The sequence below is a fragment of the Caloramator sp. Dgby_cultured_2 genome (assembly GCF_028872215.1).
Lineage (GTDB): Bacteria > Bacillota > Clostridia > Clostridiales > Caloramatoraceae > Caloramator > Caloramator australicus.
Genome location: NZ_CP118396.1, coordinates 1,945,611 through 1,958,056, shown reverse-complemented (window position 1 = coordinate 1,958,056; position 12,446 = coordinate 1,945,611). Strand labels below are relative to the sequence as shown.

Annotated in this window: 13 protein-coding genes and 5 pseudogenes; all 18 read left to right on the top strand. The window is 33.3% G+C overall.

Annotated elements, in window-relative coordinates; genetic code table 11:
- Positions 1 to 134 precede the first annotated feature (134 nt).
- The 18 genes and pseudogenes from PWK10_RS13600 to PWK10_RS13525 all read left to right on the top strand — a co-directional run bounded on the left by PWK10_RS13600 (position 135) and on the right by PWK10_RS13525 (position 12,417).
- Positions 135 to 615, top strand: a pseudogene (locus tag PWK10_RS13600) (sigma-54 factor interaction domain-containing protein).
- On the top strand, positions 582 to 884 hold the full coding sequence (locus PWK10_RS13595; protein ID WP_274766402.1) for a hypothetical protein: 303 nt from the start codon (positions 582 to 584) through the stop codon (positions 882 to 884). The pseudogene PWK10_RS13600 and the gene PWK10_RS13595 overlap by 34 nt, the downstream one beginning before the upstream one ends.
- A 2-nt stretch (positions 885 to 886) precedes the next feature.
- Complete coding sequence (locus tag PWK10_RS18910) at positions 887 to 976, top strand: helix-turn-helix domain-containing protein (protein ID WP_342455536.1); 90 nt, start codon at positions 887 to 889, stop codon at positions 974 to 976.
- 31 nt (positions 977 to 1,007) lie between these two features.
- A pseudogene (locus PWK10_RS20040) lies at positions 1,008 to 1,648 on the top strand (MBL fold metallo-hydrolase).
- Positions 1,649 to 1,731: 83 nt separating this feature from the next.
- Positions 1,732 to 3,340: pseudogene (locus PWK10_RS13585) on the top strand (CTP synthase).
- Between the two features lie 37 nt (positions 3,341 to 3,377).
- On the top strand, positions 3,378 to 3,803 hold the full coding sequence (locus PWK10_RS18895) for a glycosyltransferase family 2 protein (protein ID WP_342455533.1): 426 nt from the start codon (positions 3,378 to 3,380) through the stop codon (positions 3,801 to 3,803).
- A 779-nt stretch (positions 3,804 to 4,582) separates the two neighbouring features.
- The gene (locus PWK10_RS13575; RefSeq protein WP_342455532.1) at positions 4,583 to 5,602 is read left to right on the top strand and encodes a glycosyltransferase family 39 protein; all 1,020 of its coding nucleotides are present in this window, start codon (positions 4,583 to 4,585) and stop codon (positions 5,600 to 5,602) included.
- The gene (locus PWK10_RS13570; protein ID WP_008909971.1) at positions 5,569 to 5,961 is read left to right on the top strand and encodes a hypothetical protein; all 393 of its coding nucleotides are present in this window, start codon (positions 5,569 to 5,571) and stop codon (positions 5,959 to 5,961) included. The genes PWK10_RS13575 and PWK10_RS13570 overlap by 34 nt, the downstream gene beginning before the upstream one ends.
- A gap of 1 nt (position 5,962) precedes the next feature.
- A complete protein-coding gene (gene fsa, locus PWK10_RS13565) occupies positions 5,963 to 6,610 on the top strand; it encodes a fructose-6-phosphate aldolase (protein ID WP_008909972.1) in 648 nt (215 codons plus the stop codon).
- A gap of 207 nt (positions 6,611 to 6,817) precedes the next feature.
- Positions 6,818 to 8,188: pseudogene (rho, locus tag PWK10_RS13560) on the top strand (transcription termination factor Rho).
- 181 nt (positions 8,189 to 8,369) lie between these two features.
- Positions 8,370 to 8,585 (top strand): 50S ribosomal protein L31, encoded by a 216-nt coding sequence (rpmE, locus tag PWK10_RS13555; RefSeq protein WP_008907717.1) that lies wholly within the window; start codon positions 8,370 to 8,372, stop codon positions 8,583 to 8,585.
- 45 nt (positions 8,586 to 8,630) lie between these two features.
- A complete protein-coding gene (locus PWK10_RS13550; protein WP_274766401.1) occupies positions 8,631 to 9,206 on the top strand; it encodes a thymidine kinase in 576 nt (191 codons plus the stop codon).
- A gap of 58 nt (positions 9,207 to 9,264) precedes the next feature.
- Entirely contained in the window at positions 9,265 to 9,474 is a 210-nt protein-coding gene (locus PWK10_RS13545) for a DUF3006 domain-containing protein (protein WP_274766400.1), read from the top strand.
- 78 nt (positions 9,475 to 9,552) lie between these two features.
- Positions 9,553 to 10,461 carry a transposase gene (locus PWK10_RS13540; protein WP_274766399.1) on the top strand — a complete coding sequence of 303 codons (909 nt, stop codon included), beginning with the start codon at positions 9,553 to 9,555 and terminating at the stop codon, positions 10,459 to 10,461.
- A gap of 202 nt (positions 10,462 to 10,663) precedes the next feature.
- A complete protein-coding gene (locus PWK10_RS20035) occupies positions 10,664 to 10,945 on the top strand; it encodes a hypothetical protein (RefSeq protein ID WP_446715258.1) in 282 nt (93 codons plus the stop codon).
- A pseudogene (locus tag PWK10_RS13535) lies at positions 10,888 to 11,547 on the top strand (DUF1385 domain-containing protein). The gene PWK10_RS20035 and the pseudogene PWK10_RS13535 overlap by 58 nt, the downstream one beginning before the upstream one ends.
- 13 nt (positions 11,548 to 11,560) lie before the next feature.
- Positions 11,561 to 12,082, top strand: a complete 522-nt coding sequence (locus PWK10_RS13530) for a N5-glutamine methyltransferase family protein (protein ID WP_274766398.1) — start codon at positions 11,561 to 11,563, stop codon at positions 12,080 to 12,082.
- 20 nt (positions 12,083 to 12,102) lie between these two features.
- Positions 12,103 to 12,417, top strand: a complete 315-nt coding sequence (locus tag PWK10_RS13525) for a N5-glutamine methyltransferase family protein (RefSeq protein WP_274766397.1) — start codon at positions 12,103 to 12,105, stop codon at positions 12,415 to 12,417.
- Positions 12,418 to 12,446 lie beyond the last annotated feature (29 nt).

Sequence of the window (12,446 nt, the reverse complement as noted above, 5' to 3'; positions counted from 1 at the left end):
GATAAATTATTCTATTGTTTATATTGGAATATGATGCTAATATAATTTTATGAAAATTTAAAATGGGGTGAAGAAATGGAATATTTTATAGGTAAAAGCAACAAAATAAAAGAAATAAAGGCTTATGCACAAAAATTTCTAATTCTCCATCCCCACTTTTAATCTATGGTGAAACAGGAACTGGAAAAGAGGTTTTAGTAAAATATATTCATGATATTGGAAATAGAAGGACAAAGCCCTTAATTAGCCAAAATTGCGCTGCAGTTCCTTCCAATCTTTTGGAGAGCATATTATTTGGAACTGTAAGGGGAGCCTTTACAGAGGCCCTTGATAAAAGGGGCTTTTGAGTTGGCAAATGGAGGAATATTATATTTGGATGAGCTAAATTCCATGCCAATAGAACTTCAGGGAAAGCTTCTTAGGGTTTTAGAGGATGGAATTGTAAGAAGGATTGGGGATTTAAAGGAAGTTAAAGTCGATGTTAGAGTTATAGCCTCAACTAATGTCGAACCTGAAATTTGTATCGAAAAAGGTTTATTAAGAAGGGATCTTTTTATAGGCTTAGTGTATTTTACATACAATTGCCTGAGCTTAAAGAAAGAAAAGAGGATATAATAGAATTATGTGATTATTTTATAAATGCATTTAATAGAAAATTTAATAAAAACATTTTAGGTATATCCCAGGAGGCACTTGAGTATTTTTATAACTATGATTGGCCAGGCAACATTAGAGAGCTAAAAAACGTTATTGAAGCAATAATGAATATAAAGGATGAAGGCTTTATAACTCCTAAAGACCTTCCTCATTATATAAAAATGGAGCATAAGGGGCTTGAGGAATTAGTAAGTGAATATGAAAAAAGCTCATCGAAGAGGCACTAGCTTTGTATAATGGAAATGTATCAAAAGCAGCTAATTTTTTAAAGATTCCAAGGCAGACTTTACAGTATAAAATTAAAAAGTTAGGCATATGAATATTATTAAGTTAAACTTAGGAGGGATAACATGAGAATTAAATGGTTGGGACATGCATGCTTTAAGATAACATCGGCAAAGGGGGTAAGAATTTTAACGGATCCCTTTGATGATAATGTAGGATATCCACTTCCACAGGTTGAAGCAGATATAGTAACCGTTAGCCATCAACATTTTGACCATAACTTTATAGATTGCGTTAAGGGAAACTTTGAGGTGGTAAGTAAGGTTGGAAATTTTTATGTCAAGGACATAAATATTACAGGAGTTCATACATATCACGATGAGGAAAATGGCCAAAAAGAGGCGATAACATCGTCTATGTTTTTGATGTTGATGGAATTAGGGTGTGCCACTTAGGGGATTTAGGTCATGTATTATCGCCTGCGCAGGTTGAGATGATTGGAAGGGTTGATGTTCTTTTAATCCCTGTTGGAGGAATCTTTACAGTAGATTCTGATAAGGCAGAAACTATTGTAAAACTTTTAAATCCCAAGATAGTAATTCCAATGCACTATAAAACAGAGCCTTTAAAGTTTAATTTAGATCCTGTCGATAATTTTATAAAGAAATTTTCTAATGTTGAAAGACTAAAGGGACAGGTAGTTGAAATTAAGAATGAAGATCTTAATATGAATGAATTAAAGGTAATAGTTTTAAACTATAAATAAAGGCGAAAAGCCTTTATTTTTTATTGATAATTTTCTGTTTTTGAAGTAAAATATAAAAGTTAATAATACAAAGGAGGGGCGTTATGGCAACGAAATATATCTTTATAACAGGCGGAGTTACATCTTCTCTTGGTAAGGGAATAACAGCAGCTTCTTTAGGGCGATTGTTAAAAGCAAGGGGGCTAAAAGTCTCTATTCAAAAGTTTGACCCATATATAAATATAGATCCAGGAACCATGAGCCCATATCAGCATGGTGAGGTCTTCGTCACCGATGACGGAGCTGAAGCAGATCTTGACCTCGGTCACTATGAGAGATTTATCGATGAGAACTTGTCTAAAAATAGCAATGTCACAACTGGGAAAATATACTGGTCTGTAATTCAAAAAGAAAGAAGAGGAGATTACCTCGGAGGAACAGTTCAAGTTATCCCCCACATTACCAACGAAATAAAACAAAGAGTATATAGAGTTGCAAAGGAAAGGGAAGTTGATGTAGTTATTACAGAAATTGGAGGAACAGTAGGAGATATTGAAAGTTTACCCTTCTTAGAAGCAATAAGGCAGATAAAATACGATGTTGGAAGGGAAAATGTTTTATTTATTCATGTAACTTTGGTGCCCTATCTTGGAAAATCAGGGGAATTAAAAACTAAGCCTACACAACATTCAGTAAAGGAACTACGAAGCATCGGTATTCAACCTGATATAATAGTTTGTAGAACCGAAAAACCTTTATCCTTAGAGCTTAAGGAAAAGATCGGATTATTCTGTAATGTTTCTGCTGATGCTGTAATACAAAATATGGATGCGGATACTATATATGAAGTTCCTCTGCTTTTACATGAGGAGGGGCTAGACGATCTTGTTGTAAAAAACTTGGCTTAAAGTGTTCAGATGCTGAACTTTCTGATTGGAGAAACATGGTAGAAAAATTAAAAAATCCAAAGGAAAAGGTAAAGATAGCCCTTGTTGGAAAATATGTTGAGCTTAAGGATGCTTATATGTCTGTTGTTGAAAGCTTAAGACATGCAGGGATTGCAAATGATTGTGAGGTTGAAATAGATTGGGTTAATGCTGCCCATGTTGATATGGAAAACTACAAAGAAATATTAAAGGATGCTGATGGGATATTAGTGCCTGGAGGCTTTGGAGATAGGGGAATTGAAGGAAAAATTTTAGCCATTAAATATGCAAGGGAAAACAATGTTCCATTCCTTGGAATTTGTCTTGGAATGCAGCTTTCGGTAGTTGAATTTGCAAGGGATGTTGCAGGGTTAGAGGGGCAAACAGCTCAGAGATAGACCCTGAAACTAAATATCCTGTAATTGACCTTATGCCAGAACAGAGGGATATAGATGAAAAGGGAGGAACCATGAGGCTTGGCCTTTATCCATGTAAGATAAAGGAGGGCACCTTCTCTTATGAGGCCTACAAGGATGAAGTTATATATGAAAGGCACAGACACAGATATGAGTTTAACAATGAATATAGAACAAAGCTTATGGAAAAGGGTCTTGTTATTGCAGGAACATCACCCGATGATAGGCTGGTTGAAATAGTTGAATTGAAAAATCATAGATGGTTTGTTGGGGTGCAATTCCATCCAGAGTTTAAATCAAGACCCAATAGGCCACATCCTTTATTTAGGGATTTTGTAAAGGCGTCCCTTGAAAATAGGCGTGCAAAATAATGCACGCCTTAAATATTTTTGGGATTTTGGGAATAATATGTATGGTGATGCTATGAGGATTTTGATTATTGTTCCTGCCTTTAATGAGGAGAAGAATATTAAAAGGGTTATAAGACAGCTAAAAGAAAGTTCAAAGGATTGGGATATTGTTGTTATAAACGATGGTTCTTTGGATAATACTTATTTAGAGGCAAAGGAGGAAGGGTGTAAGGTAATTGACCTTCCTTGTAATTTGGGTATTGGCGGTGCTGTTCAGACGGGGCTTTTGTATGCTAAAAGGTTGAATTATGATGTCGCTATTCAGTTTGATGGAGATGGGCAGCATAGGGCTGAATATATAGATGATTTGATTTTGGAAATTGAAAAAGGATATGATCTTGTCGTAGGTTCAAGATTTTTAGAGGGGTATTTCTATAAACCACCTTTTTTAAGGCGTTTGGGAATAAAATTTTTGCTTTTTTAGTTTCGGTTATTACAGGACAAAGAATAACAGATCCTACATCGGGGTTTAGAGCCTTTAGCAAAAGGGCGATAGATGCTTTTGTAGGTATTATCCCTATGATTATCCTGAAGTTGAAGCTATAAGCTATGCTAAGTCTTCTAATCTAAGAATTAGCGAAGTTGCTGTAAAGATGAATAAGCGTGAGGAGGGAAGATCCTCAATAACCCCTATGAAATCTATTTATTATGCCCTTAAGGTAACACTTTCATTACTTTTGAAATCTTAGGGAGTGAAGGATTTGTTTACTATAATTTTTTATTATTAATTTACTACTTTTCTAAGGAAAGGATTTTGGATATTAGATTTTCCTTATGGCTTTTATTTTTTACTTTTCATTTTTGTATTTTTAAAATTTAAGGGGTTAGAGTCGGTGCTTATTTTTTCGATTTTTGTATTTTATATCTATTAATAATTATATCAAAGCTTCAAAGACAGATAATAAGATTGGTTCAAGAGGTGGGGCTTTTAAAGGAAAGGTTAGAAGAGGAGGATTAGGTTGAAAAAAGGCTTCTAGTTTTAGTTATTATTTTTGTTTTGTTGAATATATATATTAGCATAAGATTTGGTCAAAATTATTATCTTGGAAGTTTTATATCTTTAAACAATGATGATGTTAAATACATAAGAAGTGGATTGTATCTTTTAAGGGAAGGGAGACTTATTTATAGAAGTAAGCTGGATACGGTTTATATTATGCCAGGGCTTCCGATTATTTTGGCTTTATTTTTATCCTTTTTTCTTTGTTTAAGGCAGTCCTAGCCTTTAGAATTTTTCAAGCCATCATACAAGGAGTATCCCTTGTTTTAATTTATTTGTTGGCAAAGGAAGTTTTTAACGAAAGGGTTGGGGCTTTAGCATCTTTAATAGATGCCTTATATCTTCCCGAATATTTTGTGACTCAAGTTGTGCTAACGGAAGGAATTTTTAAATTTTTATTTTTATGTAGTTTATATTTTTTGGTCGTAGCATTAAAGGAGGATAATGAAAGGCATTATTATTTGAGCGGTTTGTTTTGGAGTTTGAGCTTATATTTTAAGCCGGTGGTTGCTCTACTTCCGGTTGTATTAGTTATTTATTGGATAAGAGAAGGATTTGATTATAAATGGTGTGTAAAAATCAGCTTTAAAGTTGCAATTATTTTTGTATTTATATTAAGTCCATGGTGGATAAGGAATTATTTGATCTTTAAAAGATTTATTCCGTTTACACTGTCAAGCGGAAATCCAATGCTTCAAGCAACCTATGTAAATTACGACCAAAGTAAAGATCATGTCCCATATAAAACCTCTGATGATGAAATAAGAAATGATGAGATTGAAAGGAAGATAGCTAAGGAAAGGTTTATAAGTCAGCTTAACAAGGATCCTAAGGGATATTTATATTGGTATCTTATAAAGAAACAAATTTATTTGTTTAATAGTCCCTTTTACTGGAGGAATGTTTTTGGAGTAAGATTAAAATATGTTAATTATGTCCATAATTTTATAATAGTTCTTGGCTTTTTAGGGATGCTTTTATCCTTTGGTAGGATAGCTAAAATATTAAAGTATATAGTTGTTTATTTTATTATTGTATATATTCCTTATTTTACTTTCTCAAGATACGGTTATCCCTTGATGCCTATTTTAATAATCTTTTGTAGTTATATTCTACAAAAAATTTTTTATTCGACAAAAGAAGGATTTTTAATTGGGACGTTGAATATTTTTAAAAAGGAGGTGTTACTATGTTTATTTCACCTAAGTTTGTTATTGCAGTAAAGTGTAGTAGTTGCGGAAAATTTAAAAAAATTGATATAGATCTTTTTAAGGCAAAGGAAGCTAAGGGATTAAAATGTGAATGCGGTGGAAGTTTATTAAGCTATAAGATAGTGAACAAGGAAGTGGTTTTAGATATCAAATGTGTCTTTTGCGATAGAATCCACAGATATAAGTTTAAACTAAAGGACATAATTGAAAAACCTCTAAAGATAATAAACTGCTCCTTTAATGGTTTTGAAATAGCTTTTGCTGGAAAAGATGATGCAATTAATGCTATAATAGATAGGTATGAAAATGATTTTGATGAGCTTTTAAAACTTTTAGGTTTTAATTATCAATCTAGTGTAAGGAGGGTTTAAAGTGAAGCTGTTTATCGATACTGCGAATGTAAATGAGATAAGGGAAGCAAACTCCTGGGGAGTTATATGCGGTGTAACAACAAATCCATCCCTTATTGCAAAGGAAGGTAGGGACTTTGTAGAAGTAGTTAAGGAGATAACTGATATAGTGGATGGACCTATTAGTGCTGAAGTTATTAGCCTTGATCATGAGGGTATGATTAAGGAAGCAAGGGAACTTGCAAAGATACATAAAAACATAGTTATAAAGATTCCTATGACTATTGAAGGCTTAAAGGCTGTAAAGGTTCTTTCAAAGGAAGGAATAAAGACTAACGTGACTTTAATATTCTCATCAGCTCAGGCACTTCTTGCTGCAAAGGCAGGTGCAACCTATGTTAGCCCATTCCTTGGAAGACTTGATGACATTGGTCAGGATGGAATGTATTTGATTGAAGAAATAGTTAGAATTTTTGACAACTATGGTATTGAAACAGAAATAATAGCTGCAAGCATAAGACATCCTATTCATGTTGAAAAGGCTGCCCTTGCAGGTGCGCACATTGCAACAGTTCCATTTAAAGTATTAGAACAAATGACAAAACATCCATTAACAGATATAGGCATAGAAAGATTCCTAAAAGATTGGGAGAAGGTTCCTAAGAAATAAGCTGCCAGCTGGCAGCTTTTTTAATAGGGACGGTTCTTATTTGTTTAATTTTTGCAACAACTTCCCATGATACTTTACAATTCAGCTAATTTTTTATAAAATAATACTTACCATATATTCGATTTTCTGTATCCTCTGTGTTTCCCATTTCGCGACTTGTTTCCCTATTATTAAATTTTAAATAAAACTGCAACCAGGAGGTATTTTATGGATTTTGAAGAATTAAAAGGAAAAACTTTGGATGAGCTGAGGGAATTAGGTAAAGAACTTGGAATTAAATCAGTCACAAGATTTAGAAAAAGTGAGCTAATTGAAGAAATACTTAAATTACAGGAAGAAAATAATGATGAGAAAGATATTAAAGAGGATATTCCAGTTATCATACCAGAAGTTGAAAAGGAATTGGAAGAAATTAAACTTCATGATATAGATGTAGACAAAAGAAATAAACTTCAAGAACTTTTAGTTGATTCGGATACGGTAGAGGGTATTTTTGAACTTATCGAAAATCAATCATATGGTTTTTTAAGACTTGATAATTATCAACAGGGGCCAAGGGATGTTTACGTTTCGCCTTCCCAGATAAGAAAATTTAACTTAAGAACAGGAGACAAAGTTAAGGGTAAAGCAAGAATTCCAAATGAAACTGAAAAATACAGGGCTCTTTTGTATCTTCAAGAGATAAACGGACTACCACCAGAAAAAATACAAGGAAGAAAAGCCTTTGAAAATTTAACTCCAATATATCCGACTAAAAGATTAACCCTTGAAACATCAGGCAATGAACTTGCTACAAGGCTTATCGATATTTTAGCTCCTATTGGAAGGGGACAGAGGGGACTTATTGTTGCACCTCCTAAGGCAGGAAAACCGTCTTGCTTAAAAAGATTGCAAATGCTATAACAAGAAATCATCCGGATGTGGAATTGATTGTTTTGTTAATAGATGAAAGACCTGAAGAAGTTACTGACATGCAAAGGTCTATACAAGGGGAAGTTGTTTATTCCACCTTTGACGAAGAGCCGGAAAATCATACAAGGGTTGCAGAATTGGTTCTTGAGAGGGCCAAAAGATTGGTTGAACTAAAAAAGATGTGGTTATTTTGCTTGATAGCTTAACAAGGCTTGCAAGGGCATATAACTTAACAATTTCCCCGACCGGAAGAACACTATCAGGCGGTTTGGATCCAGGTGCCCTGATTCAGCCCAAAAATTCTTTGGGGCTGCAAGAAACATAGAAGAAGGTGGAAGTCTTACAATCCTTGCAACAGCCCTTATTGAAACAGGAAGCCGTATGGACGATGTAATTTTCGAAGAATTTAAGGGAACAGGTAACATGGAAGTATACTTAGATAGAAAGCTTCAAGAAAGAAGAATATTCCCAGCGATTGATATAAACAAATCCGGAACAAGAAGAGAAGACCTTTTATTAACAAATGAAGAATACAATGCCGTAATGGCAATAAGGCGTGTTTTAGCAACGGAAACTACCCAAGAGGCAACTGAAAAATTGATCCACGCCCTTTTAAAGACTAAAAATAATAAAGAATTCGTTCAAATGTTCCCCAAATTAATTTAAGGGGAACAACATAGGGACAGTTCTTAATTGTTTTATTTTCATGTAAATTACATTTTCTCTAAATTATAAACAAACTTATAATTAAAGGTTGATAATTATATATAAGTATGGTATAATTTTTAGGGTTAAAAGGGAAAGAATAAATTAAAATACTTATTTAAAATAGAAAGAGGTGAACAAGATGAGAGAAGGAATCCATCCAAATTACACTCATGAAGCAGTTGTTAAGTGTGCATGTGGTAATACTTTTGTAACAGGTTCAGTTAAGAAGGAAATTAAGGTTGAAATTTGCTCAAAATGCCATCCATTCTTCACTGGAAAGCAAAAGATGATAGTTGAAGCTGGTGGTAGATTAGAAAAGTTCATGAAAAAATACAATATCAAAGAAGAAGAATAATTTTTTGACCGGGACGCCGGTCTTTTTCTTTAAGGAGGTTTTATCATGTATGGCCCAAAGGATCATGGTTGGATAGAAATGATTGTTGGACCAATGTATAGCGGTAAAAGTGAGGAGCTAATAAGAAGGATAAAAAGAGCTAAAATAGCAAGGCAAAAGGTTCAAGTTTTTAAACCCTCTATAGATAATAGATACAGCATAACAGAAGTAGTATCCCACAATGGAGATAAAGAGGGAGCATATTCAGTTGAAAATTCAATGGAAATACTTAATCTAGTAAGCGAAGATACTGATGTTATCGCAATAGATGAGGTTCAGTTCTTTGATGATGAAATAGTTGAGGTTTGTAAAAAGTTAGCGGATAAAGGCAAAAGAGTTATTTGTGCTGGTCTTGACCTTGATTTTAGGGGAGAACCCTTTGGACCAGTTCCAAAGCTTCTTGCTATAGCTGAATTTGTAGATAAAATTCAAGCTATATGCGTTGTTTGTGGCAATCCAGCAACAAGAACCCAAAGGCTAATCAATGGTAAGCCTGCTAAATATTCTGATCCTATCGTCCTAGTGGGAGCTAAAGAAGCCTATGAAGCTCGTTGCCGCAAGTGCCATATTGTTTTAAAATAGGGACGGTTCTTAATAGTTTTATATCTTAGTAAATTTTTAATAATTAGAAGGGGTTATAATGAGGGGAGTTATAGATAGGTTTGAAGGTGAATTTGCAATAATCGTCTTTGATGATGGAAAGGTAGAGAGCATCAAACGTCAGTTGATACCTAAAGAGGCAAAAGAAGGAGACGTTATCGTTTTTGCATCAACTATATATGTTGATAAAGAAGAAACCATAAAACGAAAAAATGAATCCAAGAAATTCTTGGAATTTTGGGAAGATTAACATATACTGCAATTTGTTGCATAAATACCCAAAATAATGGGCATACTATCTACAAAAAGCATAGGGGTTGTAGATAGTATGCCTAGATGTGCAAGATTAAAGTCAAAGGATTCGATTTACCATATTATGTGCAAAAGTATAAGCGATACGGATCTTTTTAGATGTGATGCTGACAAGAAGGTATTTATGGGATATATCAAAAAATATCAGGAGAAATATGAATTTAAAGTTTACGCTTATTGCCTAATGACAAATCATGTTCATCTCATAATTGATTCCAATGGTTTTGATATTTCAAAAATTATGCATAGTATTAATCAGTGCTATGCTCAATATTTTAATAGAATATACCAAAGAAAAGGGCATCTATTTCATGATAGATTCAAGAGCATAATTGTTAAAGACGAAAGATATCTTTTGACATTATCGGCATATATTCATAACAATCCTATGGCAATAAAAGAATATAGGGAATGTCCAGAAAGGTATGAGTATTCCAGCTTATCAGTATATCTTGGACTTGCTCATGATAAGTTTGAGATACTCGATGAGGGTTTTATATTGGGGCTTTTTGGTTCAAATGTTAAAAAGGCTAGAGAGAGCTATTATAAGTTTGTATTCTCATGTAAAGATAATAAAATAAGAAAAACTATTGAATTTGAAGATCAACCTGGAGAATATAGAAGCGATAGAACTATATTAAGAAGGGAATATTCACCTCAAGACATTTTGAGTTTTTTAGAAGAAAATTTAGGAGTAGAAAGAAAGCTTTTATATTTGAAGTATAGAAAAGAATCAAAGGAGTTTAGAGCAATAGCAGTTTATCTGTTAAGGTGTTTTTGTGGATACAGCTATAGCCAAATATGCAAAATAATTGGAAATATAACTTCTGCGCGGGTAGCTGTCTTATTCAACATAGGATATGAGCTTGTCAATAATGATTCAAAATATAAATTTATATTGGAAAAATTTTTGGATAACAAGTGAAAATAAGGACAAGAAGTTTTAACAAAAAATTTTCTTTTTATAAAAAGAAGATATATTATAATATGTTTTAGTGCACATTAAGTGGACAAGCATTAGGGACGATTCATTAATTTTATAAAAATTAAATGGGATTTGGGACATTTTAAAACTTTTTAATATGTAAAACTATTAAGAACCGTCCCCAAAAAGAGGTGATGGAAAGATGAAACAATTAAGAACTGTCCCCATAGGAGGACAGGCTGTTATAGAAGGGGTTATGATGAGGGGTGAGAGGAAGATTGCAATTGCAGTGAGGGATGCAAAGGGAAACATTAATGTAAGCGTTGAAGAAAATGTCCCCCTTAGCAAAAAGCATAAAATATTAGGCATGCCGATCATAAGAGGAGTTGCTGCTTTTTTGATTCCCTTATTACGGGAGTCAAGGCTTTGTCTTATTCAGCACAGTTTTTCGAAGCTGAGGAGACAAGGGTTGAAAGATATCTAAAAAATAAACTAAAAGAGAAATATGAAGCCTTTGAAATGGGATTTACAATTATCGTTTCTCTAATTTTTGCGATGCTGCTTTTTTGTTTTGCCAACCTTTGCAGCAACCTTTATAAAAACAAGCGGTTTTATAAAAAATATATTAGAGGGAATAATAAGGCTTACGATATTTTTACTTTATATAGTTTTAATTAGCAAGCTAAACGACATTCAAAGGGTTTTTCAGTATCATGGTGCAGAACATAAGGGCATCCACTGCTACGAGGCAGGGCTTGAGCTTACCGTTGAAAATGCAAAAAGTTTTCAACTCTTCATCCAAGGTGTGGGACGAACTTTTTACTCATAGTCATGCTAATTAGCATTTTTATCTTTAGCTTTTTAGGCTGGCCCAATCTTTTAATAAGAATATTATCAAGGCTTATTTTAATCCCCCTTGTTGCAGGACTTTCCTATGAGCTTATAAGATGGTTTGGAAAATCTGAATCCAAGCTTTCTAAGATGCTTTCTTATCCAGGGCTGATGCTGCAAAAATTAACAACAAAAGAGCCGGATGAATCTCAAATAGAAGTTGCCCTAGAGGCCCTTAAAAACGTGTTAGATTAAGGTTGGTGATACTTTGACTTATTTTGAAGTATTAAATATAGCAAAGGATATTCTTAAGAATAATAATAAACCAATCCAAGATGCAGAAATAATTCTATCCTATATCCTTAAAAAAGACAGAACCTATATTCACTGCCATTTAAATGATAAAATAGATGAAACTTTAGAAAAATCCTTTTTAGATATGATTAAAGAAAGGGCATTGGGAAGACCGCTACAGTATATTCTTGGCGAGTGGGAATTTTATGGCCTTAAATTTATAGTTAAGGAAGGCGTATTGATTCCAAGGCCGGATACTGAAGTTCTTGTTGAAAAGTGCCTTGAAATTTTAAAAAATATAAATAGTCCAAAGATAATAGATATAGGCTGTGGGAGCGGTGCAATTTCAATTGCAATAGCCTATAATAAAAAAGATTCCACAGTTTATGCCCTTGACATAGACAGCAATCCTCTTGAAATCACACGATTAAACGCAGAAAAAATAATGTTCAAGATAGGGTTTATATTAAAAAATCAGATCTTCTTAAAAATTTAGATGATGATTTGAAGGGCAGAGTGGATCTTATAGTTTCAAATCCTCCCTATATAAAGGAGGAGGAAATTAAAGATCTTATGGAGGAGGTTAAAAAATTTGAGCCTAAGCTTGCCCTATCAGGTGGGGAGGATGGGCTATACTTTTACAGGGAAATATCAAAAGAGGCTAAAGAATATTTAAAGAAAAATGGATATATAGCCTTTGAAATAGGATATAATCAGGGAATGGATGTTAAAAAAATATTAGAGGGAGAAGGTTATAAAGATATAGAAATTTTTAAAGATCTTGCAAGTCTTGATAGGGTGGTTATAGCAAAATATGTTGATAATTTGTAGATTTAATTGCTATAATATTTCATGATTAA

What these genes read in the sequence shown, in the direction of transcription:
- PWK10_RS18895 (WP_342455533.1), top strand. Translation starts at nt 3,378, where the DNA reads ATGTATGGTGATGCTATGAGGATTTTGATTATTGTTCCTGCCTTTAAT.
- PWK10_RS13570 (WP_008909971.1), top strand. Translation starts at nt 5,569, where the DNA reads ATGTTTATTTCACCTAAGTTTGTTATTGCAGTAAAGTGTAGTAGTTGC.
- rpmE (WP_008907717.1), top strand. Translation starts at nt 8,370, where the DNA reads ATGAGAGAAGGAATCCATCCAAATTACACTCATGAAGCAGTTGTTAAG.
- PWK10_RS13550 (WP_274766401.1), top strand. Translation starts at nt 8,631, where the DNA reads ATGTATGGCCCAAAGGATCATGGTTGGATAGAAATGATTGTTGGACCA.
- PWK10_RS13545 (WP_274766400.1), top strand. Translation starts at nt 9,265, where the DNA reads ATGAGGGGAGTTATAGATAGGTTTGAAGGTGAATTTGCAATAATCGTC.
- PWK10_RS13540 (WP_274766399.1), top strand. Translation starts at nt 9,553, where the DNA reads ATGCCTAGATGTGCAAGATTAAAGTCAAAGGATTCGATTTACCATATT.
- PWK10_RS20035 (WP_446715258.1), top strand. Translation starts at nt 10,664, where the DNA reads ATGAAACAATTAAGAACTGTCCCCATAGGAGGACAGGCTGTTATAGAA.